This window comes from Microbacterium sp. NPDC057741 (genome assembly GCF_042798735.1).
Lineage (GTDB): Bacteria > Actinomycetota > Actinomycetes > Actinomycetales > Microbacteriaceae > Microbacterium.
Window position 1 is genome coordinate 1,155,561 of sequence record NZ_JBHVJW010000001.1, and the last position, 24,376, is coordinate 1,179,936.

The 24,376-nt window shown below is 68.8% G+C and carries 23 protein-coding genes and 1 tRNA gene; 3 read left to right on the forward strand and 21 right to left on the reverse strand.

Going from position 1 to position 24,376, the window contains the following annotated elements:
- Positions 1-1,547: LGFP repeat-containing protein (locus tag ACFVDO_RS05550; RefSeq protein WP_378886837.1), on the reverse strand; the 1,547-nt coding region annotated here is incomplete at its 3' end.
- Positions 1,548-1,560: 13 nt separating this feature from the next.
- Between ACFVDO_RS05550 and ACFVDO_RS05555 the strand changes: the two genes are divergently transcribed.
- Positions 1,561-1,761 carry a hypothetical protein gene (locus ACFVDO_RS05555; RefSeq protein ID WP_378886838.1) on the forward strand — a complete coding sequence of 67 codons (201 nt, stop codon included), beginning with the start codon at positions 1,561-1,563 and terminating at the stop codon, positions 1,759-1,761.
- Between the two features lie 75 nt (positions 1,762-1,836).
- Here the strand turns inward: ACFVDO_RS05555 and ACFVDO_RS05560 are convergent, their stop codons facing one another.
- The 8 genes from ACFVDO_RS05560 to ACFVDO_RS05595 form a co-directional block, all read right to left on the reverse strand.
- Entirely contained in the window at positions 1,837-2,910 is a 1,074-nt protein-coding gene (locus tag ACFVDO_RS05560) for a glycosyltransferase (RefSeq protein ID WP_378856916.1), read from the reverse strand.
- Positions 2,911-2,964: 54 nt separating this feature from the next.
- A complete protein-coding gene (locus ACFVDO_RS05565) occupies positions 2,965-4,428 on the reverse strand; it encodes an LCP family protein (protein WP_378856918.1) in 1,464 nt (487 codons plus the stop codon).
- Positions 4,425-4,892 (reverse strand): 5-(carboxyamino)imidazole ribonucleotide mutase, encoded by a 468-nt coding sequence (purE, locus tag ACFVDO_RS05570; protein ID WP_378857068.1) that lies wholly within the window; start codon positions 4,890-4,892, stop codon positions 4,425-4,427. Before purE ends, ACFVDO_RS05565 begins: the two co-directional genes overlap by 4 nt.
- Before the next feature lie 133 nt (positions 4,893-5,025).
- Positions 5,026-6,141, reverse strand: a complete 1,116-nt coding sequence (locus ACFVDO_RS05575) for a 5-(carboxyamino)imidazole ribonucleotide synthase (protein WP_378856920.1) — start codon at positions 6,139-6,141, stop codon at positions 5,026-5,028.
- A 34-nt stretch (positions 6,142-6,175) separates the two neighbouring features.
- Positions 6,176-6,748 carry a PH domain-containing protein gene (locus ACFVDO_RS05580; RefSeq protein WP_378856922.1) on the reverse strand — a complete coding sequence of 191 codons (573 nt, stop codon included), beginning with the start codon at positions 6,746-6,748 and terminating at the stop codon, positions 6,176-6,178.
- Between the two features lie 53 nt (positions 6,749-6,801).
- Positions 6,802-7,548 (reverse strand): biotin--[acetyl-CoA-carboxylase] ligase, encoded by a 747-nt coding sequence (locus ACFVDO_RS05585; protein ID WP_378856924.1) that lies wholly within the window; start codon positions 7,546-7,548, stop codon positions 6,802-6,804.
- A 2-nt stretch (positions 7,549-7,550) separates the two neighbouring features.
- On the reverse strand, positions 7,551-7,916 hold the full coding sequence (locus ACFVDO_RS05590) for a hypothetical protein (protein WP_378856926.1): 366 nt from the start codon (positions 7,914-7,916) through the stop codon (positions 7,551-7,553).
- On the reverse strand, positions 7,916-9,202 hold the full coding sequence (locus ACFVDO_RS05595) for a CDP-glycerol glycerophosphotransferase family protein (RefSeq protein ID WP_378856928.1): 1,287 nt from the start codon (positions 9,200-9,202) through the stop codon (positions 7,916-7,918). The genes ACFVDO_RS05590 and ACFVDO_RS05595 overlap by 1 nt, the downstream gene beginning before the upstream one ends.
- Before the next feature lie 85 nt (positions 9,203-9,287).
- Between ACFVDO_RS05595 and ACFVDO_RS05600 the strand changes: the two genes are divergently transcribed.
- Positions 9,288-10,310, forward strand: a complete 1,023-nt coding sequence (locus ACFVDO_RS05600) for a glycosyltransferase family 2 protein (RefSeq protein WP_378857070.1) — start codon at positions 9,288-9,290, stop codon at positions 10,308-10,310.
- A 27-nt stretch (positions 10,311-10,337) separates the two neighbouring features.
- On the opposite strand, the gene ACFVDO_RS05605 is transcribed toward ACFVDO_RS05600, so the two are convergent.
- Genes ACFVDO_RS05605 through ACFVDO_RS05615 form a run of 3 tightly spaced genes read right to left on the reverse strand, consistent with a single transcriptional unit; the run spans position 10,338 to position 14,723 of the window.
- Positions 10,338-11,771, reverse strand: a complete 1,434-nt coding sequence (locus ACFVDO_RS05605) for a CDP-glycerol glycerophosphotransferase family protein (protein WP_378856930.1) — start codon at positions 11,769-11,771, stop codon at positions 10,338-10,340.
- Positions 11,768-13,015, reverse strand: a complete 1,248-nt coding sequence (locus ACFVDO_RS05610; protein WP_378856932.1) for a CDP-glycerol glycerophosphotransferase family protein — start codon at positions 13,013-13,015, stop codon at positions 11,768-11,770. The genes ACFVDO_RS05605 and ACFVDO_RS05610 overlap by 4 nt, the downstream gene beginning before the upstream one ends.
- Positions 13,016-13,070: 55 nt before the next feature.
- The gene (locus ACFVDO_RS05615; RefSeq protein WP_378856934.1) at positions 13,071-14,723 is read right to left on the reverse strand and encodes a trypsin-like peptidase domain-containing protein; all 1,653 of its coding nucleotides are present in this window, start codon (positions 14,721-14,723) and stop codon (positions 13,071-13,073) included.
- Between the two features lie 94 nt (positions 14,724-14,817).
- On the opposite strand from ACFVDO_RS05615, the gene ACFVDO_RS05620 reads away from it, so the two are divergent.
- Complete coding sequence (locus ACFVDO_RS05620) at positions 14,818-16,017, forward strand: aminotransferase class I/II-fold pyridoxal phosphate-dependent enzyme (RefSeq protein WP_378856936.1); 1,200 nt, start codon at positions 14,818-14,820, stop codon at positions 16,015-16,017.
- A gap of 45 nt (positions 16,018-16,062) precedes the next feature.
- Here ACFVDO_RS05620 and ACFVDO_RS05625 read toward each other — a convergent pair whose 3' ends face one another.
- The 9 genes from ACFVDO_RS05625 to ACFVDO_RS05665 all read right to left on the reverse strand — a co-directional run bounded on the left by ACFVDO_RS05625 (position 16,063) and on the right by ACFVDO_RS05665 (position 24,376).
- Entirely contained in the window at positions 16,063-16,863 is an 801-nt protein-coding gene (locus ACFVDO_RS05625; RefSeq protein WP_378856938.1) for a carbon-nitrogen hydrolase family protein, read from the reverse strand.
- Between the two features lie 126 nt (positions 16,864-16,989).
- Entirely contained in the window at positions 16,990-17,322 is a 333-nt protein-coding gene (locus ACFVDO_RS05630; protein ID WP_378856940.1) for a hypothetical protein, read from the reverse strand.
- A gap of 155 nt (positions 17,323-17,477) precedes the next feature.
- On the reverse strand, positions 17,478-18,461 hold the full coding sequence (locus tag ACFVDO_RS05635) for an acyltransferase family protein (protein ID WP_378856942.1): 984 nt from the start codon (positions 18,459-18,461) through the stop codon (positions 17,478-17,480).
- Positions 18,462-18,560: 99 nt separating this feature from the next.
- On the reverse strand, positions 18,561-19,076 hold the full coding sequence (locus ACFVDO_RS05640; protein WP_378886839.1) for an RNA polymerase sigma factor: 516 nt from the start codon (positions 19,074-19,076) through the stop codon (positions 18,561-18,563).
- Positions 19,077-19,111: 35 nt separating this feature from the next.
- Positions 19,112-19,711 (reverse strand): hypothetical protein, encoded by a 600-nt coding sequence (locus ACFVDO_RS05645; RefSeq protein WP_378856945.1) that lies wholly within the window; start codon positions 19,709-19,711, stop codon positions 19,112-19,114.
- A gap of 157 nt (positions 19,712-19,868) precedes the next feature.
- Positions 19,869-19,942, reverse strand: a tRNA-Met gene (locus ACFVDO_RS05650).
- A gap of 68 nt (positions 19,943-20,010) precedes the next feature.
- On the reverse strand, positions 20,011-20,196 hold the full coding sequence (locus tag ACFVDO_RS05655; protein ID WP_378856947.1) for a DUF1918 domain-containing protein: 186 nt from the start codon (positions 20,194-20,196) through the stop codon (positions 20,011-20,013).
- 130 nt (positions 20,197-20,326) lie between these two features.
- Positions 20,327-23,239: a UPF0182 family protein gene (locus ACFVDO_RS05660; protein WP_378856949.1), complete on the reverse strand. Its 2,913-nt coding sequence runs from the start codon at positions 23,237-23,239 to the stop codon at positions 20,327-20,329.
- A 51-nt stretch (positions 23,240-23,290) separates the two neighbouring features.
- On the reverse strand, positions 23,291-24,376 hold the full coding sequence (locus ACFVDO_RS05665) for a PDZ domain-containing protein (protein WP_378856951.1): 1,086 nt from the start codon (positions 24,374-24,376) through the stop codon (positions 23,291-23,293).

Here is a 24,376-nt window from a genome sequence, read left to right on the forward strand (position 1 = left end):
CCATTCGCCGACACCGGAATCGTGTCACTCACCGGATACCCCAGCGAACCCGCAGGACCACCATTCGACTTGTAGAACGACGCCACAGGACCCGCCACGAAGTACGCGGCGCCTGATCTGAGCGTGACCCGACCGTATTGATAGTCCTGGGCGCAGCCGCCACCCGGCAGGGAACATACCCGGTCGCCGCTCACCCAGCCCAACTGCCCGCTCACGCCGCCGGCTCGACTGTGGGCCTCGCGCATGACTCCGAACATTGCGAAGGTTCCGCTCTTCGTCTTCGCGATCGCGCCCTTGGTGAATGCCTGCTCCTGCCCGCCGCCGTTCGCCGCGGATGTCACCAGGTTGCTGATCGGAATACCCAGTTCGCCCTTGACGCCGCCAGCGGCGAGGTACCTCTGCAGCACCGCGGTGTCCGTGACGGAGTAGGCATATCCGCCGACCTCGGAGATGACGGCATTCTGGAAGGACTGTACGCAGTAATCCGCACCCGACGCGCAGGTCTTTGCGGAGATCGGCCAGCCCGTGCTCTGACGGACGCCGCCGAGTTCCGCGTGCTCGTCGCGGGTCAGCCCACTGACGGCGAAGATGCCCTTCGGCCCCGCATCGACGAGAACTTTCGTGAACGACTGCGCCCGTCCGCCGCCGTTCTCCGTCACGCTCACGACATCGGAATTCGGATAGCCGACGTTCGCCACGCCCTGCCCGATCGCCCACTGGGCGATGTCGCCGGTCGCAAGCTTGATGCCGCTCCCCTGCTGCCAGTACGCGATGACTTTCTCGAACACGTGTCCGCACGTCGTCACGCCGGCGCAGTTCGGCGCCTGGATCCTGTTGCCCCAGCTTCCCGTCTTGCCGCCGGCCGCGGCCCATGCCGCGCTGATCGCATCGGATCCTTCATCCCGGATGTTGCCCGCCGGCTTCTGAGTCGACCCGAACCAGTCTGTGAAGTAGTTGTAGAAGTTCCGGTTGCCGTACGCGGAGCAGGAGTCGCCCTCTCCATACCCCGCACGAAGCGCCGCGGCGTTCGGCTGATAAGGCGTGTAGTAGTAGAGCGCGGAGGTCGCCTTGTTGGCGATGTATACGGGCGACGAGCCGCAGGCGCTGTTCGGGTTGTAGAGGATGCTCCACGTCTTGCCCGGCGCGTACCAGGTGAAGTACTTGCCCTCCATGTACAGGTTCATCTGACGCGCTGCGCCGTAGATCTGGTGGAAGAAGCCGACGAACTTCGGATCGCAGGGTGCCGTGTCCGGACACCCCTGGCCGAGGGCGGCGTTGTAGCGCCAGTCACTGGGCCAGGTATGCGTGACCAGACCCTGTTCCTTCTGCAGCATCACGATCAGCACCTGGGGGTTGATGTTGCAGGACTGCGACACCCGGTAGATGATGCGCGCGGCACTCTCGTTCGCCGCGCCGGTGTATCCCTTGCAGTAGGTGTCGGCCGGGCGGCTTACCGACGTCATGCGGAAGTCCTTCAGACACGTGTATCCGCTCTGACAGGTCTTGACCTTGCTGTTGAAGAACGCCTGGATCTGCGCCTCGGTCATCGTGCTCTCGTCGGTGAACACCGCGTTGCTGATGATGTTCCCCGCCGAGAACCCGACCAATGACGCCTTCGCCGGGCCGTTCACCGGTGCCGCGGATGCCGCCGTCGCCGGCACGAGCACGCCCAGTGACAGGGCCGCCGCAGCTACGAGTGCGGTGAGGATTCGGCTGATGTGGGGCGATTTCTGCGGACGCCGGGAACGTCTGGACATGTGAACAGTGTGACAGAAGTCACCAGTGTGGCGCGAGGGGGCGTCGCTTCACCCGGCGTAAGATGACCGCCCACCCGGGTCAGAGTTCTGCGTGCAGCGCCCAGACGCGCTCCGCGGAACTGGCCCACGAGAACGCCTTCGCCCGGTCCGATGCCAGCACCCGCAGCTTGTTCGCCTCGCTGCCTGCGGCCGCGACAGCCGCCTCTGTGAAGTCCTCCGGCGCGGCCACAAGGCCGCCGTCCGCGACCACGTCGCGGTGCACCCCGCTCGAGGCGGCGACCACCGGAACCCCGAGAACCATCGCCTCGATGATGCGCCACGGCCAGGCATCCGAGGTGCTGGTCGCGAGCACGGCCGCGGCGCCCGCCAGCACCGCCGCGCGATCCGGCACGTCGAGAGTGCCGCGCACGTGCACCCGGCGCTCCGGCATCCCCGCCGCCGAGGCGATCTCGACGATCGCTGGCTCGGCGCCCTCCGGCGCGTCGATGACGACGGCGTCGAGCCCGGCAGCCACCGCCGCGGCGAACCCCGCCGACAGGGAGCTCCGATCGCCCACGACCACGGCGTACCGCTCAGGCAGGAGCAGCGCGCCCCGCCGCGGCGCGGCATCCGCCGGTGCCGCGAATCGCTCGGGCGGCGCGCCCGCGATCACCCGGATGCGGTCGCCGAACGAGCCGATCTCGGCGAGCCGCTGCGCCATGGCGTGCGACGGTACGACGATGGCGTCGGCGTGCTTCGCCGCGCGTCGCAGCATCCCCTTCTGCCAGGCCACGGACGTCTTCGAGTACCGATCAGGCGCGTCCCATGCGCCCAGATCCCACAGCGTGACGATCGTCTGGTCGCCGTCGTGCACGCGATCGTGCCGCACCAGCGGCGCCATCAGCGTCGGCGCGTGCACCAGCCCGCCGCCTACGCCAGGTGCGAAGCCGAGCGGCCACGAGGCGGCCAGTTCGCGTCGCCCCATCGCGAGCGTGCGCACCTCCTCGACACCGGCGATCGGCACCTCGGCGCCGACGGGCGCGATCGCCGACACCGCGCAGCCGCGCGGGGCGGTGAGGACGAGTCCTGCCGTGAGATCGAGCGATGCCGCCGCCTGATCCGGATCCACGACCGTCACGAGCTGGTCGAGGACGACACGCAGCAGCACACTCATGAGGCAAGGCTAACCGCGCGTGCCTGGGAACTCGGTTGGACGGAGTCCAGAAAGCTAAGGAGTCGGCGTCGGCGTCTTCGTGGGCGGATGCAGCGCCTGCTGCACCATCGCGTGGATCTGGTCGAAGTCAGGATGCCGCTCGCTGACCCCGCCGTCCGGCGTCAGCTCGATGGTCGTGACCTTCTGCTTCTTCGCCTTCATGATCAGGTCGAAGAACTCCGGCAGCTTGTCCTGCGGCAGGTCGGTGTGCGCGAGCTCGGCGCCCGCGTCGGCCACCGCGCTGAAGTGAGTGAGCACGTTCTGCGGCGTGAACTGCGCGAGGATCGCCTCCTGCAGCTGGCGCTGGCGCTTCATCCGGTCGAAGTCGCTCGTCGTGTACCGGGAGCGGGCGTACCACTGCGCGGTGTCGCCGTTCATGTGCTGCTGGCCCGGATTGATCCAGCCGGTCGCCCAGTCCTTGGCGGGCTGGTTGGGATACGCGGGCCCTCCGCCCTCCGGCAGGCGCTTCTCGACCTTGATGTCCACGCCACCCAGGGCGTCGATCAGGTCGGCGAAGCCGTTCATGTCCACGAAGACGTAGTACGGGATCTTGATGCCGAGCACCCCCTCGGCCGCGTCCTTCGTGGCCTCGATCCCCGGGTCGGACCCGTGTGCGACGGCCTCGGGGTACAGGCTCTGGCCCTTGTCCTTGCGGCACACCTGCACGGCGTTGGTGAGCTGGTTGATACCGGCCCCCCAGCCGCACTTCGAGTCGTTGTGCCCCTCGAAGAAATTGCGGTAGTCGTAGCCGACGAGCTTCGGATCGCGCATCGGGCTGTCCTCCGCGAACGGCACCTTCGGCATGTCGCGCGGGATGCCGAAGATCGTGACAGCGCCCGTCGTCGCATTCACGGAGACCACCGAGATGCTGTCGTACCGCAGTGAGTCGCGCCCGGTGCCGCTGTCGGCGCCGAGCAGCAGGATGTTGTAGTAGCCGTCGCTGGGCGGCAGGCTCGGCCCGCTGCTTCCGAAGATCGACGTGAACGCGCCGCGGCTCGATGCCACGGCGGCCGAGGCGTACAGCGTTCCCCAGGCCGCCAGCGACAGCACCAGCAGCGCCGCGACGGGCGCCGCGAACCGTGAGAACGCCGGCAGCTTCACCACTCGCAGCATGCGAATGGTGTCGATCGTCAGCACGACCCAGAGCACCGCGTAGGCGATCAGCAGGATCTGCACGATCGTCAGCACGAACCAGTTGGTGAAGACCGTGATCGCCGCGCTGCGCCAGAGCAGCGCGAGCCCCGCGCTGAGCACGACCAGCACCCAGCCGAGCAGCGTCGCCCCCAGCCCGAACCTGCCGAGCCGGCGGTTGCCGGCGAGGATCTGCGCCGAGCCGGGAACCAGCGCGTTCATCACGACGAGCCACCAGGCCCGGCGCCCCATGAACGACGCGTCGTCGCTCTCCGGATTGCGCAGCGGCAGCGCCTCGATCAGCGGACGTCCCGCCGATGCGCGCTGTCGGGGCGGGGCCAGGGTCACAGGGAGCCCTTCAGCCGCCGGTTCTTCTCCTCGACCTGCGACTCCAGGTCGCGGGCGTACTCCTCCACCCGATCGGCGAGGGCGTCGTCGGACGTGCCGAGGATGCGCGCGGCGAGCAGTCCCGCGTTCTTCGCGCCTCCGATCGAGACGGTCGCGACCGGGATGCCGGCCGGCATCTGCACGATCGAGAGCAGCGAGTCCATGCCGTCGAGGTATGCCAGGGGCACCGGCACACCGATGACGGGCAGCGCGGTCACCGAGGCGAGCATGCCCGGCAGGTGCGCCGCACCACCGGCTCCGGCGATGATCACCCGGATGCCGCGGCTGCGGGCGTCTCGCCCATATGAGACGAGCTTGCCCACCGTGCGGTGCGCCGACACCACCTCGACCTCGTGCGGGATGCCGAAGTCGCTGAGCGCCTGGGAGGCGTCGCTCATCACGCGCCAGTCGGAGTCCGATCCCATGACGACGCCGACGACGGGACGGCTCGAGGAGTGCAGTGGCTCAGTCACCAGAACAGGCTACGGTTCGCGCCTGTGAGAACGGCGCAACGGCACGCCTTGGCCCTTCGTCTCGCTTCGCTCGCTCAGGAACCGGTCAGAGGAAGTATGCCGCCGCCGCGCGGGCGGCGTAGACGACGTCATCCAGGTCGTCACCTGAGACGTTCACGTGCCCGACCTTGCGGCCGGGGCGGGAGGCCTTGCCGTAGGTGTGGATCTTGGCGTCGGGGTGCGCGGACATCGCCGCCGGGAAGCGCTCGTCGATCGAGGCATCCGCCGGGCCGCCGAGGATGTTGATCATCACCGACCACGGCGCACGCAGCCCGGTGTCACCCAGCGGCAGGTCCGCCACCGCACGCAGGTGCTGCTCGAACTGTCCTGTCACCGCCCCGTCCTGGCTCCAGTGCCCACTGTTGTGCGGACGCATCGCGAGCTCGTTCACGAGCAGACGCTCGTCCACCGTCTGGAACAGCTCGACCGCCAGCATCCCGGTGACGCCCAGCCCCTCGGCGATCTGCCGGCCGATACTCTCGGCGACCTGCACCAGACGGTCTGCGGCGTCCGGGGCAGGCGCGAACACCTCGGCGCAGACGCCGTCGCGCTGCACGGTCTCGACCACCGGGTAGGCGACGATGTCACCGCTGGGGCGACGCGCCACCTGCTGCGCCAGTTCGCGGGTGAAGGACACGAGCTCCTCCACGAGGAGGGCGTCGAAGTCCGCGAACCACTCAGCCGCGTCCGCGGCATCCGACACCACCATCACGCCCTTGCCGTCGTACCCGCCGCGCGGGGTCTTCACGACGGCGCGGCCGCCGTGGTCGTCGAGGAAGGCCTGCAGCTCGGAGGTGTCGTGCACGGCCGCCCAGTCCGGCTGAGGAACGCCCAGCTCCGCGAGCTTCGTGCGCATGACGAGCTTGTCCTGCGCGTACTGCAGGGCATCCGGGCCCGGGTGCACCTGCACGCCGTCGGCGACGAGCGCGCGGAGCACCTCCTGCGGGACGTGCTCGTGGTCGAAGGTGATCACATCGACGTCCGCGGCGAAGGCGCGCACGGTCTCGAGGTCGCGGTAGTCGCCGACTCCGGTGGCCGCCAGCTGCGCCGACATCCCCTCGTCCTCGGCGAGCACCCTCAGATCGAGTCCGAGTTCGACCGCCGGGGCGATCATCATCCGGGCCAGCTGCCCTCCACCGATCACACCTACGCGCACTGCCATCCGCGACTCCTAACGTCGCGTCCATTCTCCCGTATCACGGAGCGAGCGGAGGCCCGGAGGGCGGCGGTGCCCCGAGACCCGACTGCGCATCGCGGTGCGCGAGGATCTGGCTGACCTCGATCTGGTCGGCCAGCGTCTCGTGCACGAGGTTCACACTGGGCACGTTGACCAGCCGCAGCGGCGCGTCGACGCCGTTGCTGAGCGTGATCGTCCCCGCTCCCCACATCCGCTGCACCAGCCCGCGGTGCACGGCGATCGTGTAGCCCCGCGCGTGCGAGACCTCGCGGCGACGGCGCGACCCGATCCCCTCTCGCACGATGACGCGGCGGTTGGTGATCGTGTAGCTGCGCGAGCGCCACACCAGATACGGGAGGAGGACCAGGAGAACGATCGCCGCTCCCGCAGCCGCCAGCAGCATCCAGTTCTGGAAGGGCGCAGGAAGGTTGCCGTACAGGTAGGCCGTCGCGCCGAACACGCCGATCAGCACCAGTGCCGACCAGAACAGCCTTCGCGCGTGTCCGTGGAACCGCGCGACGAGCAGCTCCTCGACGGGAACACCGGGCGGCGGCATCATGGGCCGCCCGCCGAGAGTGACGGGCTGGGACATGGCTCCATTGTGCCCAGGGGTTCCTGACATACCGCTCTGCGCGGCCCGGCGTGTCAGACGGCGCGGACGTGCACCACGTCACCGGCTGAGACAGGATGCTGCGCGCCTTCGGTCTCGACGACGAGACGCCCGTCGGCGTCGAGACCGGTCGCGACGCCGCGCAGCTCGCCTCCGTCCGGCAGCTCGACGCGCACCTGCCTTCCGATGGTCAGGCATCGGGCGGCGACCGCGGCACGCACACGATCAGCGTCGCGCTCTGCAATGAGCGCCGTGATCCAGGCATCCAGCGCCGACACGTAGTCGGCGACCAGGCGGTCCGCGTCGGCCGTCATGCCGAGCGCTGCGAACGAGGTCGCGGTCGCGACCGGGAGCTGCTCCGCGGTCATCGCCGTGTTCACGCCCGAGCCCACGATGACGGCATCCGGCGTCGCCTCGGCGAGGATGCCGCAGATCTTGAGCCCGTCGACGAGCACGTCGTTCGGCCACTTCACGCCCACCTCGCGCCCAGGCAGCTGCGCAGCCACGGCATCCGCCATGGCGAGCCCAGCAACCAGCGGGATCCAGCCGCGCGCGGCGGGGACGGGCAGATCGCGCAGCAGCACCGAGATCGCCAGTGCGGAGCCCGCGGGCGTCACCCAGGTGCGATCCAGGCGACCTCGTCCTGCGGTCTGGTGGTCGGTCAGCAGCACGGTCAGGTGCGGCGCGCCGCCTGCGGATGCCCGCAGCTGCGCGTTCGTGGACGGGGACTCCGCGACGATCTCGAGGCTCGCCGCGACGGCGGCGGTGCGGGGCAGGTCCATGCTCACGCCGCCCGGATGACGGCGCCGCGCACCGCGGCGGAATCGATGACGTGGCCGTCGCCGGTGGGACGCAGCGGCAGGTCGTCCACGCCGATCCCCTCGATCATCAGGCCGGCTTCATCGCCCACGGTCGTCATATCTCGCTTCCGCCGACGCACGTTGATCTCCTTGACCGTGCCCGCCAGGTCCCCCGCGTCGCGCTCGAGCACGACGGCCCCGCCCTGGGCGATCGAGCCGGATGTCACCCGACCGGTGAACACCGGGCCACGGAAGGTGATCACGAACACGTCGTCGATCTCGAATCGGAACGGGCCGGAGGCTGCCGGATTCGGCTGCACGATCCTCTCCGCGCGGCGGAACAGTCCCATCAGTCGTCGTCCTCGTCCTTCGCCTCTTCGTCGTCGTCGTCCTCTTCGGAGCCCACATCGCCGATCTCGCCGGCGTGCCACTCGTCCCACTTCTGCATGAGCTGCTCGATCGCGGCGTGGAATTTCGCGGTCGCGACGCCCTCGGTCGTGTCCCCGAAGTAGTGCTGCACCCACATCCGCAGCTTCTTGATCGCGTCGTCGTCGGCGCGCACGCGCTCGACCTCGGCGACGATGTCCGAGGCTCCCTCGACGGTGAGCCACTCGCAGTCCGACAGGTACCCCTTGGTGTCGATCGAGGCGCGCTCATCGGCGGGGCGGGTAATGAGCAGCGGCTTGCCCGCGGCGAGCCGGTCGTAGACCATCGCCGAGATGTCGACGATGGCGACATCCGCCGCCGCGAGCTGCCAGCCCAGCTCCGGACCGTCGTCGTAGAAGTGCTTCGCAGCCGGGTCCGCGCTGTTCGCCTCGGCGATCGCGGCGAGGATGCGGCGATGGGCGGCGCCGTACTCGGCGTCCACGACGCCGCTGCGCGGGTGCGGGCGGTAGATGACGCGATACGCTCCGGTGGCGAGCAGGCCCTTGACCAGAGCCTCGCCGTGCGTGGCGATCGAGCCGTAGTGCGCGGAAGGGCGATCGCCCTCCCAGGTCGGTGCGTAGAGCACCACCGTGCGCCCATCCGCGGTGTACGGCAGCGTTCCGGAGTAGTGGTCGGCCTGCGGACGGCCGATCTCGATGGTGCGGCCGTCGATGTCGTAGTCCCAGAGCGTGCGGCTGAGCCGGTCGCGCGCGGCCTGTCCCGCCACCAAGGCGTAGTCGTACGCCTTGTACTGGTTGGTGGTCATGTACATCTTGTCGGACTCGCCGTGGTTGATGAACACGTGCCAGCGGCGCCCGTACCGGAACATCTGGAAGTTGCGCGTGTTCTGGTTGACGTACAGAACGACACGGATGTCCTGTTTGGCGATGAACCGCTCCAGGTCGCGCACCGTCGGCACGAAGGCCACCGGCGGCGCGTCCTCTGCGATCAGCTTTTCAGCGCCGGTCGCGCTGCGCGACAGGACCACGACGGGCCAGCGCTCGGCGAGACCTGCGAGCGGCCGGTACCACTGCCGCATCTGGTACATGTTCACTGCGCCGTCGGCGAAGTACACCGCGATCTGGAAGCGCTGCTCGGGAAGCGGCGGCTGCGCGGCGATCGTACGCCGCACCCGCTGCACCGCCGTGCGCGAGGCGAGGGCCTTCCGCAACAGGGAATAGGCCTTCTTGGAATCGGACACCACGCTCACACATCCAGAGTACTAAGAGCATCGGTCATGAAAGGATCGTCACGTGCAGGATGACGCGATCACGACGGCCGGGGTGTCCTTCGTGATGCCGGTGCTCAACGAGCGCGCCTACCTCGAGCATGCGGTGGCCTCGGTGCTCTCCCAGGACGTGGACGGCCCCACCGAGCTCGTCCTGGCACTCGGGCCCTCCGGCGACGGCACGACCGAGCTCGCGCACCGTCTCGCGGCATCCGATGACCGCATCCGCGTCGTGGACAACCCCGCCGCGGACATCCCGATCGGGCTCAACCTGGCGATCAGGGCGAGCCGCTACCCCACTGTCATCCGGGTGGACGCGCACTCCGAGCTCTCCCCTGGATACGCGCACCGTGCGATGCAGACGCTCGAGCGCACAGGCGCCGCCAACGTCGGCGGGGTGATGCGCGCGGAGGGCCGCACGCCCTTCCAGAAGGCGGTCGCGCGCCTGTACAACTCCCCCGTCGGCCTCGGCGGCGGCGCCTACCACGGCAGCACCCACGAGGGCGAGGCGGAGTCGGCCTACCTCGGCGTGATGCGCAGGTCGGTGCTCGACGAGGTGGGAGGCTTCGACGAGACGATCCGTCGCGGCGAGGACTGGGAGCTGAACCTGCGCATCCGCCAGGCCGGCCACCTGGTGTGGTTCGACCCGCAACTGGCCGTCACCTACTGGCCGCGCGAGAGCTGGTGGCGTCTGGCCAGACAGTTCCGCGCCACCGGTGCGTGGCGCGGCGAACTCGTGCGACGGTACGGGCGCCGCAACGGTCTGCGATTCTTCGCCCCTCCGGCGCTCGTGGTGCTGCTCGCGGTCGCGATCGTCATCGGCGTGCTGCAGCTGACCGGTGTGCTGGCCGGCGTCGGGTCCCTGGTGGCTTCACTCGTCTACCTGCCCCTGATCGCCTACGCCCTGCTGGTGATCGCGGTGGCATTCGCCCCCGGCGGACGGGGGATCCGCGAGCGGCTCTGGACGCTGGCGGTGCTCCCGACGATGCACATCGCGTGGGGCGCCGGATTCATCGCCGGTCTGCTCCGTGGCGCGCACGACACCGTCGACGCATCCCGGCTCGGCGGGCGCAACACCCCGCTCCCCTGACCCTCGTCACGCTCAGGTTCCGAAGCGCTACGGCGTCAGCCATCCCTGGTCGAGGATGCGCGAGACGACGCGTTCGGCGGCGTGCCCGTCGTCCCTGCGGTTGAACTGTGCGCGCCAGGCGGCATAGCGTTCGGCGTACTCGTCGGAGGTGTCAGCGGCGAGCGCGGCCACGAGCTCGTCCTGCGAGCGCAGCAGCGGCCCAGGAGCGCGCTCGGCGAGGTCGAAGTAGAAGCCGCGCAGCTCACCGCGGTAGTGCTCGAGGTCGGGAACCAGGAAGAACATCGGCTTGCCGGTGACGCTGAAGTCGAACATCACCGAGGAGTAGTCGGTGATCAGCGCGTCGGCGACCAGCAGCAGTCGTGCTGTCTCGGGGTATCCGGTAACATCGATCACCCGCGCCCCGGTGCGGTCCTGGCCCGGCTTCAGCGTGCGGGAGTGCCCGCGCACCAGCACGACGGCGTCCGTCTGGCGCGCCAGCGCCTCTGGATCGACGAAGTCGACCATCTCGGTGCGGTCGTCGCGCCAGGTCGGCGCGTAGAGCAGCACCCTCTCGTCGGGGCCGATTCCCAGCGCGGCACGGACCGCTGTAGCATCGCCGCCCGTCAGCACGTCGTTGCGCGGGTAGCCCTCGACCCAGATCGGCTTGCCGAAGAACGCGTACGCCTTCTTGAGCACTCGCTCGGCGTACAGGTTCTGTGCGAGCAGAACATCCCAGCGCCGGGACTCCTTGACCACTGCAGCCATGCGACGCGGGTCGAAACCGGGACGGTGCAGGGCGAGGCGCTTCAGCGGCGTGCCGTGCCAGGTCTGCATCACCCGCTGACCCGGCTTGCGGGAGAAGCGCCGGCGCAGCCAGTCGTTCACGATCAGCATCCGGGATGTCCCGCGGGCGCGCCACCACTCCGGACTGCCCTCGACCACCGGTACAGCGCCCTCCGGCACTTCGACGGACAAGTCGCTGACGGCCCAATACCTGGTCACCGCGGGAGCCCGCTCGGCCAGTACGCGGTCGATCGCGCGCGGGTTGCAGCCCGCCACCTGACCGTAGAAGCTCTCGAAGAACACGGCGTTCTCGGTGCCGCCACCCTCGGCCGCATAGCGCTCCTCGAGGGTTGACTGCCCCTCGCCGGTCTCGTAGACCGGATCGATCGGCGGGGCGATCGTGACGACCGGGCCGCCGACCGCCACCCGCAGGATCGGCAGCAGTGTGTCGTCCAGAGCGAGCTCGCCGAGGTCGGCGCCGTCGATGTCGAGCCGGTACTCCCCCGCCGGCAGCGGCAGGTCGACACCGCCCCAGCGCGAGGTGCGGAGCGGGAACGCCGCCTTCCAGGTCTTGCCGCCGCCCGTGATCGTCGCCGTCACCCCGGCCCTGGCACCGGACAAGGATCCCGCGGACGGGCGCGGACCGGCGCCGCTGATCACCAGGGTCTCGCGAGCCTCATCGATCCGGGCAGTCGTCATCGTTGTCCCTTCGGTGCCGGGATCCCGCGTGAGCGGATCGCCCGGTAGACGCGTCCGGCGTTGCCGCCGTCGCGATAGGCGTGCATCTCTGCGCTGAGCGTAGCCGACCTGGCGGACCGGTTCTCGAATGTCGCCCGATCGCCGAGAGTGCTCTCCAGGTCGGCCAGCAGGCGGTCCCAGCCGGTCGCCGCATCCGGTGCGACATCCTCATACCGGCCGTAGAACCCGCGGACGCGGGAGTACTCCTCCGCGTCCGGGGCGAGGAAGAGCACGGGCATCGCGAGCAGCCCGACGTCGTACGCCAGCGAGGAGTAGTCCGTGATCAGCACGTCGATGCGCGGAAGCGCGGGAGTCACGTCGGGAAGCAGCTCCGATCCCAGCATCCGCACCCGGCCGCTCGACCACGGCGGTGCGTAGGATCCCTCGCCGAGCGGGTGGGAGCGGACGAACAGGATCGCGTCGTGCCTCTCGAGCAGCGCGACGATGCGCACCCACTCGGCGGCATCCGGCACCGCGGGATCGGCATCGCCGTCGCGCCACGTCGGCGCGTAGAGGATCGCGCGCTGCCGACGAAGCAGCGGCCCGGTGCGGGTGAGCATCGCTGTGGCGGCCGCGCGTCGCTCGTCGGCGGCGCCTGCGGACAGCACGTCCACCCGCGGCTCGCCGGTGACGACGACGCGGTCATCACCGAGCCCGAAGGCCGACTCCAGGCGGCCACGGGAGCGGTGCGAGGCGGCCGGCAGCACACGGATGCGCTGCGCAGCGCTGCGGTACGCCATGCTCACGAGTCGTCGCAGCACGGATGCACCGGGCACAGAGGGCACTTCGGTCGTAGCGGGCGAGTCCAACCCGATGCGCTTGAGCGGGATGCCGTGCCAGAGCTGCACGACGAATGCGTCAGAGGACCCGTACCTGTTCACGTCGCCCAGGCCGTGGGTCACGACGACGACGCCGGCCCGAGCGGTCGCCCACCAGCCCCGGATGCCGTCGCGCGGAACCGTCCGGATGCCGAGCTCTGCGGCATCCGCCTTCTCGCGCGCGTTGCGCACGAGCCAGACCGCGCGGTGCCCCTCGGCGGTCGCGACCCGCCACATCGCGAGGGCCCCGTCGCCGATCCCGGCCCCGCAGCCGAACACCCAGGTGCGTCCGCGCGGCACGATCAGCGTGCCTATGCGCCCGACGGCATACAGCGGGAGACGCAGCAGCTTGGCCGCATTCCCGGAACCGAAAGAGAAGGACGCCACCCCGCGAGCCTATCGCGGTGGTGACGTCCCTCTCTGCGGAGCAGATGCGGGGCTGTTACGACTTCAGCGTTCCCAGCGTGACCTCGGCGTCGTACGACTTGCCGTCGCGGACATAGGTCAACTTGGCGTCGCTGCCACCGGCGACCGCACGCACCTGGGCGGTGAGGTCTGTCGAGTTCGTGATCGGCACGCCGTTGAACTCGGTCACGACGTCGCCCTTCTGCAGCCCGGCCTTCGCGGCCGCACCGTTCGGCGTGGTCTCGACGATGTATGCACCGGCGACGGTGGCGTCCTGGACCGAGGATGCGTCGCGCACCGAGGCGCCGAGCAGGCCGTGGGTGGCGGCGCCGTCGTCCATGATCTGCTTGGCAACGCGCTGCGCGACATCGGACGGGATCGAGAAGCCCAGGCCGATCGAGCCGGACTCGCTGCTGCCGGAGGACGAGCCGCCGGCGGTCGCGATCGCCACGTTGATGCCGATCAGGTCGCCCTTGCTGTCGACCAGCGCGCCACCGGAGTTGCCCGGGTTGATGGCCGCGTCGGTCTGGATCACCGCGATCGAGATGGACGCGGTGCTCTGCTGCTGCTGGCCCTGACCGGGAATGTCGAACTGGAACGGGCTGCCGCTGCCGTCGCCGCTGCCGTCCTGACCGTTCTGGTCCTGCTGGCCCTGGTTCTGATCGCTTGTCTTCGGCGCGGCCGAGGACGCGATCTGGATGCTGCGGTTCAGCGCGCTGACGATGCCGGTCGTGACCGAGTTGGACAGACCGAGCGGCGCGCCGACGGCCACGGCCGTGTCGCCGACATTCAGCTTGGACGAGTCCGCGAAGTCGATCGGCTTGAGACCCGAGGCGTCCTTCAGCTTGATGACGGCGAGGTCGTAGGTCGGGTCGGTGCCGACGACGGTGGCCGAGTAGATCTTGCCGTCCGAGGTCGTCACCCTGATCGTCGGGTCGGAGACCGCTCCGCCGAGGGTGACCACGTGGGTGTTGGTCAGCACGTAGCCGTCCTTGGTGAGCACGACGCCCGAGCCGCTGCCGCCTTCGTTCCCACCGGAGACGTCGATCGTGACGACCGAGGGCAGCACCTTCGTGGCGATGGCCGTCGTCTCGTTGACCGAGCCGGGGTTGTTGACCGTCACGGTCTGCGGACCGGATGCCGCCGAGCCCTGGTTCTCGGGTGCGGCAGAATTCCACAGAGCGCCGCCGCCGAAGCCGGCGACGCCTCCGACGAGGGCCGCGGCCAGCACGAACGCGGCGATCTTGCCGCCGGAGCGCTTCGCGGGCGCCGCAGCCTGCGCGGCGTGCAGGGGCTGCACCGGCTGGGTGGGTGCGTCGGCGCTCTGCGGCGGAAGGCCGAAGGCCGCACCGGTCGCATAGGCGGCCGTGGGCTGCTGCTGAGCAGCACCCGTGGTCGGGTACCCCTGGCCCTGGACCGGCTGGCCCTGGGGACCCTGCACCGGCTGCGCCTGCGGCGCCGGAGTGTGCGGGGCGGGGAACACGGGGTTCTGGGGGGCCTGCGCCTGGGGCGCCTGCGGCGTCACCGGTACCTGCGGGGCGACGGGTGACTGCGGGGCGGCGGCCTGTGCTTGCGAGTCCGAGGAGAAGTTCGACGGAAGCTGATGACCGGCGGGCGCGCCCGCGGCCGTGGCATCCGGATTCTGGGACGGCTGGGGGGCGATCGGTTCGCCCTGGTTGTTCTCGTTCATGGTCTGCTCCTTACAACTCTTACAGCGTGACGGGCGATGCTGTGCGTTTCGTATGGCGACGATGGAATTCTTCTATGGTCTTAGCCTGTTCTGCATGGATGTCATTCCCGGCGCGTGGCGCCGCACCGCAGCCGGGGCCGGTCTGCTCTCCCCCGACGGCCAGGTCGCTCCGACCATCTTCGCGGAGATGTCCGCAGCGGCGGCGCGGACGGGGTCGATCAACCTCGGCCAGGGCTTCCCCGACGAGGACGGGCCCGCCGAGGTGCTCGAAGCCGCCCGTGAGGCGATCGCCGCCGGAGTGAACCAGTATCCGCCCGGGCGCGGCGCCCCCGACCTGCTGGCGGCGATCAGCGAGCATCAGCAGCGCTTCTACGGGCTGGGCGTCGATCCCGGTTCCGAGGTGATCGTCACGGCCGGTGCCACCGAGGCGCTCACCGCGACGCTGCTCGCACTGATCGACTCCCCCGACGACGAGGTGCTCGTCTTCGAGCCGTACTACGACTCGTACGCGGCGATCGTGGCCCTCGCCGGTGCCCGGCTGCGTACGGTGCCGCTGCGGGTTCCGGGGTTCCAGCCCGACCTGGCGGAGCTCGCTGATGCGGTGAATGACCGCACCCGGATCATTCTGGTCAATGATCCGCACAACCCGACGGGCGCCGTGTTCGGGGCCGAGGTTCTCGCCGAGGTCGTCCGGCTCGCGAACCTGCACGACGCGATCATCGTCACCGACGAGGTCTACGAGCATCTCGCCTTCGACGGTGCACACGTGCCGATCGCGACTCTGCCCGGCGCCGCGGAGCGCACCCTGACGATCTCGTCGGCGGGCAAGACCTTCTCGACGACCGGCTGGAAGATCGGCTGGGTGCACGGTCCGGCCGCTCTGATCACGGCGGTGCTCACCGTGAAGCAGTTCCTCACCTATGTGAATGGCGCGCCGTTCCAGCCCGCCGTCGCCGTCGGGCTGCGGCTGCCGGACTCCTACTTCGCGGATGCCGCCTCCGCGCTGCTGCGCAAGCACGAACTGCTCGGCGATGCGCTGCGCGCCGCCGGCTTCGCGGTGCACCGTCCGCAGGGAGGCTACTTCACGGTGGCGGATGCCACGGCGCTGGGCGGAGCGGATGCCGCGGCGTTCTGCCGCGTACTGCCGGAGCGCGCCGGAGTGGTCGCGATCCCGCTCAGCGCGTTCGTGTCCCCCGAACGGCAGGAGTCCTACGCCGGCCTGGTGCGCTTCGCTGCCTGCAAGCGCGTCGAGGTGCTGGAAGAGGCGGCCCGTCGGCTGACCGCGCTCCGCTGACGTGCACCCCTGCGGCCCATTCCGGGGGCCGATTCGTCTCGGAGTTCAGCGCGGCACGACGGCGTAGCGGCGCAGCCGCAGCGCCGGGTTCGTCTCGCGGGTGCGGGCGACGAGATCCCGGTCGACGGCGGCGAGCGCAACCCCCTCGGCACTGCCGACACCGGCGACCACGACGCCCTCAGGATCCACGATCTGCGAGTGCCCGACGCCGATCGGCGCTGGGTGGTCGGCCGAGATGACGTAGACCGTGTTCTCGATGGCCCGCGCGGCGAGGAGCGTCGTCCAATGGTGCTCCTTGAGCGGCCCGCGCACCCACTCCGCCGGCACGACGAGCGCGTCGGCCCCGGCATCCACCAGCGTGCGCGCGACCTCGGGGAACCGCAGGTCGTAACAGGTCATCAGGCCGTACCTGATGCCGTCCAGGTCGAACACTGCAGCGCCGAGCTCACCCGGCGCGATCCAGTCCGACTCGGTCTGCCCGAACGCGTCGTAGAGGTGCTGCTTGCGGTAGATCGCGCGCACGCCGTCGACGGAGACCGCGACGACCGTGTTGTGCACGCGGCCGTCATCCGCCGTCTCTACCAGCCCCGCGACGATCACGACGCCGTGACGGGATGCCACCTCGCGCAGCGTGTGGACGAACGGGCCGTCGAGCTGCTCGGCGTTCTCGGCGAGCGAGGAGTCCATCGGATTGACGAAGAAGCTGGAGTACTCCGGGAGGACGATGAGGCGCGCGCCGTGCGCGGCGACCTCGGCCACCAGCTCCGCGACCCGCGCACGGTTCGCTGCGCGATCCGCCGTCGGGGCGAACTGGCAGACGGCGACGAGGGGTGCGGATGCTGTCATGGCTCCATCCTGCCTCAGCCGCGAGGTCGCGAGGCACGCTGGGCTCCCACGTCGTGGCTGGCTGGGGACACGGCGTTCGCGATCCTGCAGCGGTTCTGCATCGACTGCGCAGATGCGCAACAGCCACTACTGCGAGGCTTCGATGCAAGTCCTGCCCTCGGTCCTCACCGTCAGGACGCCGGGCGAGTCTTCGCTGTCCGGGTAGTCCAGCGTGTACCTGGCGTAGAAGATCCCCTCGCCCCTGTCCTGGAGCTCGAGCGTGTAGCTCGTGAATCCGCCGCTGTCGGAATTCACGCCCATCCGAGGGTCGACGTCCGCACAGGCCAGGTCTGAGGCCGCGTCGTCGTCGCCGGCCTTGGCCGCGGCGATCCATTGCTCGGCGACGTCGCGAGCGCGGTCCGCCGGCGACCGCGGGGACAGACTGCAGGCGGCCAGCCCGACTGAGAGGAGACCCGCCATCGCGATGGCAATGGAGACGGAGACAGCTCCGGATCGGCCTGTCTTCGCTGCTCCCGCCGTTGCGGTGGCGGAACGCAGCTGGCCAACAGTCCTGCTCTTACGCACGCTGCCTCCTGAGTGCCGAATCGGAACGATGTTCGGTCATGTTTCCGACGCTAGACGAAGTGCCGCGGAAGGGAGAGATCGCGCGCCGACAGCCTCGCGCCGAGCGCTACCGCCCGCTTCTCGAGCAGGTGCCACGAAGCGAAGCCGAGCACGGCGGTGGAGCCCAGGACCGTGAGGACGTTCCAGGCCAGCGGCATCCGCGGCGTGAATTCGACTACAAGCTGCTGAACGATGTATCCCCACAGGTAGATCCCGTAGGACGGATCTCCCAGCCGCCGGATGATTCCCGCGGCGGCGCTGCGGTGGGAGCCGACTGCCACCACGACGTAGACGACGACCGGCCAGGCGAGCAGCGTGCCCGCCCTGCCCTGCAGCGGAGCGATCAGCACAAGACCGACCACGGCGGGCCAGATCGGCCACGTCGACAGCTCACTGCCACGAGCCGCAAAGGCTCCCAACATGAAGAAGACGACCGCAACCGCGGTGGTGTGCATGGGCCCCGTGACGAGGCCCAGGAGGACTGCGGACCCCAAGGAGAGCACCAGCACCAGTTGCAACATCATGCGTATGCGCCGCCCCAGCAAGGCGGTTCCGACGAGCATCAGGTAACAGCAGAACTCCACGCCCAGACTCCACAGCGAGCCGTTGACGGTCGTCTCGGGATTCGAGGCGAACACGTCAGGGAGGTCATACTGCGCAAGCAGTACGGCGCTCAGCAGGTACTGCCATGTGTCAGGCGAAGACCAGTACCCGGGTTGCCGTGCGGAGGTGGCCAGCGGCCCGATCACGAACACGGACAGCGCCACGACGACGAGCAGCGCGGGGAAGATCCTCGCACATCGCCGGATCAGGAACGACAGAGCGCGCGAATCGCGTTGCCAGCTCGTGGCGAGCAGGTGGCCGCTGATCGCGAAGAATACGTAGACGCCGAGGTGATGAATGCGGATGCCTGCGAACTGCGGAGCGTCTGCCAGACCCGTGAGCGGCCAGGCGTGCCCCACGACCACCATCGACGCCGCGACCAGGCGCAGCACGTCGAACAGATTGGGCGCGCGCATGAGGGACTCCGTTCCGTGGAGCGCGGCGAATGCCCGTCCCACGCCGTGAGGTAAGACGGGTGAGGGACGGACTGGTCAGTCCTGGGCGGCCGCGAGACGCTCGCGCAACACAGCCCGGGTGCGCGAGAGCCGGCTCCGCACAGTGACAGCGCGCTTGCCCAGGATCGCTGCGACTTCCTCCTGGGTGAAACCCTCCCAGTAGACGAGCGTGATGATCTCGCGATCGAGTTCGGGCAGCGTCGAGACGATATCGCGTATGTGCTCGGCGAGATCCGGATCCACGCCCGGCACAACACCATCAAGCCCGGCTGCAAGGTCAGCGACGACGTTCGCGCGGAGCTTGTCACCGAGCGCGGTACGGCGCCCCTTGCCGCGACGATGCTGACGAAGCACGTTCGCGGCGATCCCGTAAAGCCATGGTCGAATCCCTACGGGCTCGATCGATCCGAGAGAGGGACTCTTCCAGGCGGCGAGAAAGGTCTCACTCAGCAAGTCGGCAGCGTCCTCCTGCGGCGTCACGCGCCTCATGAAGTATCCGAGCAGCGCGGTGGCCTCCGAACGGAAGGCATCCTCCAGGTCGGGCGCGCCCATCACGGTCCGAACCGGCGCAGTCGCCGAAACGGCCGTCATCGCAGCTGCCCCGTGCAGTCGCTCGTGAGTGAGGCATCGCCGCTGCCACCGATGCCGAGATCGACCAGAGCATCGGTCAGGAGGAACGATGTCAAGGATTGTGAGAATGCGGCCACGTCGGGCGCGAAGCTCCCCTCCTCGGGGATCCACTCGGACGACTTCGGAAGCACGCCGGGCGTGGCCTGGTGATCGCCGGACAGCACCATCGCGTAGTCATAAACGCGCTCGCCGATCCCACTGAAGTCGTGGGTCCGGTAATAGTTCACGACCTCGTCCTTCTGCGGAGAGAAGAGCGAACCCCCGCGGATCTGCGCGGTGCATGACACGGTGACACCGGTGTCAGTGGTGTACTCGACGGCGATCGGCAGATCGGCGTGCAGGAGGTCGTCGACGACCACCGCACCCGCAGTCAGCGCCCCGACACCGAGTACCGCGACCGGGAGGACCCATAGGAGACGATGCCGCCGCGGCCGGCGTGCCCCGGCCGCGGCGCGGGTCTGAGTGACGAGCGCGTCAAGGGAGGCGCGCGTCGCGGCAGACGGTTCGTAGCGTCCGGCGCTTCCCGCGAGCAGGTCGTCGATGTCCGGCTTCGGCATGGTCTCTCCGATCAGAGGACGGCGTGTCCATCCTCACAGAGGTAGTGGCCGGCAGAGGCCGAAGTGTTGCACGCGCCGCCGGGACAGGTTCCGAAGCGACATCCGTGCAGCATGCGAAGAAGGCCCGGTCCTCATGGACCGGGCCTTCTTCTTCTTGTTGCGGGGACAGGATTTGAACCTGCGACCTCCGGGTTATGAGCCCGGCGAGCTACCGAACTGCTCCACCCCGCGGCACGTTGAATAGCCTAACACGCTCTGACAGGCACGGCGAATCGGGCCGTACGCCCGGGCGCGTACGGTCAGTCCCGATGTTCGATCTCGCAGTCCGGACCGGGGAACACGAGCGATTCGTGGCCGTCGTCGAAGCGGACGTAGTACGGCGGTCCCCCGCTGTCGCCGCACACCTCGATCACTTCGCCGTGACGCTCGCTGTCACCCACCTTCGCCCCATGGATCACGATCCGCGACCCTGCCACGAGTTCCATCTGCCCACCTCCTCGTGCGTGAAGCCGATGTCATCATCATCCGCCCTCAGCGCGACGCCCGCCAGTGCCCGATGCACAGAGACCCCCTCTCGCCACCGGCAGGAGGGGGTCTCTGTGCAGTTCAGCCGGATTACTTCTTCGGCGTCGTCGAGGAGGAGCCCGAGAGGTCGAGCAGCTTCTGCACGGCATCCGTGAGCTGCTTGTCGGCGGCGGCGAACGCCTCCAGGTCACCGGCCTTCAGCGCCGCCTCGCGGGCCTGCATGGCCTTCGAGGCATCCGCCAGCGCCTGTTTCTCGGCGGCATCCGGAGCGGTGGGCGTCGTCGGCGTCGTCGGCGGCGTCGTCTCGCCGCCCGTCGGCGGCACATCCTCCGCGCCGCCGGTCGCACCGGCGTCGCCGCCGAACAGCGCGTCAAGCGCCTCGGTCAGGGTGTCCTCGAACGCCACCTGGTCACCGAACGCGACAAGGATCTTGCGCAGGTTCGGCAACTGGGTGCCCTTGGACTGCTGCACGTAGACCGGCTGCACGTACAGCAGGCCACCGCCCACCGGGAGGGTCAGCAAGTTGCCGTACTTCACCTGCGACTCGCCCTGCTGCATCAGGTTGACCTGCTGCGCGACGGACGTGTCCGAGTTGAACGTGTTCTGCACCTGACCGGGGCCGGGCACGGTGTTGTCCGTGTCGACCTCGAGCAGTTGCAGCTTTCCGTATGTGTCGGACTTCTTCCCCTTCGTCGATCCGGCATCCGAGTCGACGGACAGGTAACCCATCAGCACCTCTCGGGTGCTCTGCCCCTGAGAGGCGGGGATGAAGGTCGAGTACATCGAGAACCGCGAGGTGTCCTCCCCCGGCATCCGCATCGACAGGTAGTACGGCGGCTGGGACTGGTTCGGAACCTGCGGGTCGTCCGGCGTCTGCCAGCGGTTGTCCTCCTGGGCGAACGAGTTCGCGTCCTTGATGTGGTAGACCCCGAGCATGTTGCGCTGCACCTTGAACAGGTCGGTCGGGTAGCGCACGTGGCTCATCAGGTCGCCGGACATCTCGCTGATCGGACGGACCGTCGACGGGAACACCTTCTGCCAGGTCTGCAGCACCGGGTCCTTGTCGTCCCAGGCGTACAGCTTCACGGAGCCGTCGTAGGCGTCGACCGTGGCCTTGACCGAGTTGCGGATGTAGTTGATCTCGTCGAACGGCACCGCCGACCCTCCGTTGGTCGAGTCGGCGATCGCATCGCGCAGACTCACCTTCGACGAGTACGGGTACGACGCGCTGGTCGTGAAGCCGTCGACGATCCAGACGATCCGACCGTCGACCACACTGGGGTACGGGTCGCTGTCGAGAGTCAGGTACGGGGCGACCTTCCCGACCCGCTGGATCGGATCCCGGTCGTACAGGATCTGCGACTCGGAGTTGACCAGGTCGGAGAACAGGATCTGCTCGGACTGGAACTTCAGCGCGTACAGCAGCTTCGTGAACGTGTTGCCGATGCGCGGACCGCCGTCGCCCTTGAACGTCGTCTTGGTGTCGGAGCCGCCGTCCTCGCCGCCGCGCGGGTAGTCGATCTCGACCGGCTTCGATCCCTCGGGAGCGCCGACGATCGAGTACTCCGGGGAGTGCTCGCCGAAGTACACTCGCGGCTCGTACTTCTCGCTGTCGGTGAGGAAGCCGGAGGACGGGATGCCCTGCTCGAGGAACACCGGCTCTCCGTCGGAGGTGCGCTGGTTTCCGGCCATCGCGACCAGACCGTAGCCGTGCGTGTAGACCGCGGCGCGGTTGTTCCAGCTGTCGCCGCCGCCGAGCTTGGACATGTCGAGCTCGCGGACCGCGACCACGGTGTCCTGCATCTTGCCGTCGATCTTGTAACGGTCGACGTCGAGGTCCTTGCCGAACTGGTAGTACGAGCGATACTGCTGCAGCTGCGCCACCGTCGGGCTGATGATGTTCGGGTCCATGATGCGGACCGATGCCGTGGTCTGGGCGTCCTCGCGGAGCTGGCCCTTCTCGGTGTCGGTCTTCGCCTTGATCGGCGTGACCGTCATGTCGTCAACACCGTAGGCGGCCTTCGTGCTCGCGATGTTGCGGTCGTAGAACTGCGCCTGCAGCTGGTTCTGGTTCGGCTTCACCTGGAAGGTGGTCACGATCCAGGGGTATCCGACGCCGACGACGAGGGATGCCACGACCAGCAGCGCGGTCGCCGCGAGCGGGAAGCGCCAGCGGCCGATCACCGCGGTGACGAAGAACAGGATCGCCACGACTGCGGCGATGATCGACAGGATCGCGAGCCCTGGGATGGTCGCGTTGACACCCGTGTATGCCGGACCGGTGATGCGATCGTCGGGCTGGGTCAGCGTGAGGTAGCGGTCGAGCCACAGACTGACGGCCTGCACGACCAGATAGAGGCCCGCGAGCACGGCGAGCTGGATGCGGGCCGGCTTCGAGATGCGCAGCTCACGCTGGCCGATGCGCACCGAGCCGTACAGGTACGAGACCAGCGCAGTGATCACCAGGCAGAGCAGCAGCACGGCCGAGACGAACGCGAGGAGCATGTGGTAGAAGGGCATCGCGAACAGGTAGAACCCGGTGTCGACACCGAACTCCGGGTCCTTCACGCTGGTGCTCACGCCGTTGGCCCACAGCCACACGACGCGCCAGTTGCCCGCCGAGGCGAACCCGGCGAAGACACCGAAGAAGATCGGCATGCCCCACATCGCCAGCCGGCGCAGCGGCTCGACGACCTCCTGGTAGCGGTCCAGTTGCGAGCTCAGCCGCACGTAGACCGGACGCAGCCGGTAGGCGAGCTGGATGCACAGGAACAGCGGCACCGCCATGCCGAGGAATCCGACGACGAACATCACCGCCGTCGCCAGCCACTGGGTCGTCAGCACCCGCTCGAAGCCGAGCTGGTCGAACCAGAGGAACTCGGTGTACAGCGAGGCGAACACGAAGAACCCGGCGATCAGCGCCGCGATGATGATGAGCGAGATCGTCAGGATTCTTCGGGAAGTTCGGGGCGTGGCCGCATTCGGCGCAGGGTTCGAGGTCACGCGTCCATCCTAGGCAGGGCGTCTGTGCACCGGCTTCGTAACGGAATGGTCTCAGGACGCCTTGCAGGTGGGCAGCTTCGAGGTGTCGCCGCCCTTGGACACGACGTCCAGGATGTGCATCGAGTCCTCGAGCGTCGCGGTGCTGTATACGGTGAGCCCGTCCGGCACATGCCCGACGACCTCGTTGCAGTTGCTCTCCGGTGCCAGGAAGATCTTCGCCCCGGCATCCCGCGCGCCGTACAGCTTCTGACGGATGCCGCCGATCGGGCCGACCGTGCCGTCCGCCTCGATCGTTCCAGTGCCTGCCACGTTCTTGCCGCCGTTGAGCTCGCCCGGAGTGAGGGTGTCGATGATGCCGAGCGCGAACATCATGCCCGCGCTCGGACCGCCGACGTTGTCGAGCTGGATCGTGACGTCGATCGGGAAGTCGTAGGTGGTGGTCAGCGAGATGCCGATCAGCCAGGTGGTCGTGCCGTTCACATCCTGCTTCTTCGGCGTCAACGAGACCTGCTTCTCCGTGCCGTCCCGCTGGATGGTGAGGTCGACCGTCTCACCCTCGGATTTCTGCACCTCTTCGCGGAGCACCTTGGCCGAGGAGACCTTCTGACCGTCGATCGCGACGATGATGTCGCCGGCCTCGAGCACACCGTCGGCGGGAGAATCCTTGATCGCCTCGACGACCTCGACCTTTGCGCCGACGTCGTAGCCGAGCTCGGTGAGCGCCGCGGCTGTGGCCTCATGCTGCGAGTTCACCATCAGTTCGGCGTTCTGCTTGTCGCGCTGCTCGGAGGTGACGCCCTCGGGGAACACGGCGTCGATCGGCACGACGGCGCGCGCCGGGTCGACCCATGCGACGGCCAACTCCGCCCAGCTCGGGGTGCGCTCGCGGTTGCCGACCACCTGGACGGTGGTGAGGTCGAGGGTGCCCCCGGTCGGGAAGGTCTCGGCGCCCTCGACCTCGATCAGCGGCACCTTCTCGCCGTCGGCGCCCTTCGCCGTGCCGAGGGTGTCGAAGACCGGACCCGGCCGCTGGATCACGTACGGCGTGGGGATGAAGGTGAGCGCGACGAGTGCGACCAGCGCGACGACGAGCGCCCAGACGCCTACGCCGAGCCGTCGGGACCGGGTTGTGGACAC

Coding starts and splice junctions, on each gene's coding strand:
- ACFVDO_RS05645 (WP_378856945.1), bottom strand. CDS start 19,711: ATGCCGAAGCCGGACATCGACGACCTGCTCGCGGGAAGCGCCGGACGC.
- ACFVDO_RS05620 (WP_378856936.1), top strand. CDS start 14,818: ATGGATGTCATTCCCGGCGCGTGGCGCCGCACCGCAGCCGGGGCCGGT.
- ACFVDO_RS05605 (WP_378856930.1), bottom strand. CDS start 11,771: ATGACGACTGCCCGGATCGATGAGGCTCGCGAGACCCTGGTGATCAGC.
- ACFVDO_RS05575 (WP_378856920.1), bottom strand. CDS start 6,141: ATGGCAGTGCGCGTAGGTGTGATCGGTGGAGGGCAGCTGGCCCGGATG.
- ACFVDO_RS05625 (WP_378856938.1), bottom strand. CDS start 16,863: ATGACAGCATCCGCACCCCTCGTCGCCGTCTGCCAGTTCGCCCCGACG.
- ACFVDO_RS05560 (WP_378856916.1), bottom strand. CDS start 2,910: ATGAGTGTGCTGCTGCGTGTCGTCCTCGACCAGCTCGTGACGGTCGTG.
- ACFVDO_RS05585 (WP_378856924.1), bottom strand. CDS start 7,548: ATGGACCTGCCCCGCACCGCCGCCGTCGCGGCGAGCCTCGAGATCGTC.
- ACFVDO_RS05655 (WP_378856947.1), bottom strand. CDS start 20,196: ATGGAACTCGTGGCAGGGTCGCGGATCGTGATCCATGGGGCGAAGGTG.
- ACFVDO_RS05590 (WP_378856926.1), bottom strand. CDS start 7,916: ATGGGACTGTTCCGCCGCGCGGAGAGGATCGTGCAGCCGAATCCGGCA.
- ACFVDO_RS05600 (WP_378857070.1), top strand. CDS start 9,288: ATGCCGGTGCTCAACGAGCGCGCCTACCTCGAGCATGCGGTGGCCTCG.
- purE (WP_378857068.1), bottom strand. CDS start 4,892: ATGGGATCGGACTCCGACTGGCGCGTGATGAGCGACGCCTCCCAGGCG.
- ACFVDO_RS05580 (WP_378856922.1), bottom strand. CDS start 6,748: ATGTCCCAGCCCGTCACTCTCGGCGGGCGGCCCATGATGCCGCCGCCC.
- ACFVDO_RS05615 (WP_378856934.1), bottom strand. CDS start 14,723: ATGAACGAGAACAACCAGGGCGAACCGATCGCCCCCCAGCCGTCCCAG.
- ACFVDO_RS05640 (WP_378886839.1), bottom strand. CDS start 19,076: ATGGGCGCGCCCGACCTGGAGGATGCCTTCCGTTCGGAGGCCACCGCG.
- ACFVDO_RS05630 (WP_378856940.1), bottom strand. CDS start 17,322: ATGGCGGGTCTCCTCTCAGTCGGGCTGGCCGCCTGCAGTCTGTCCCCG.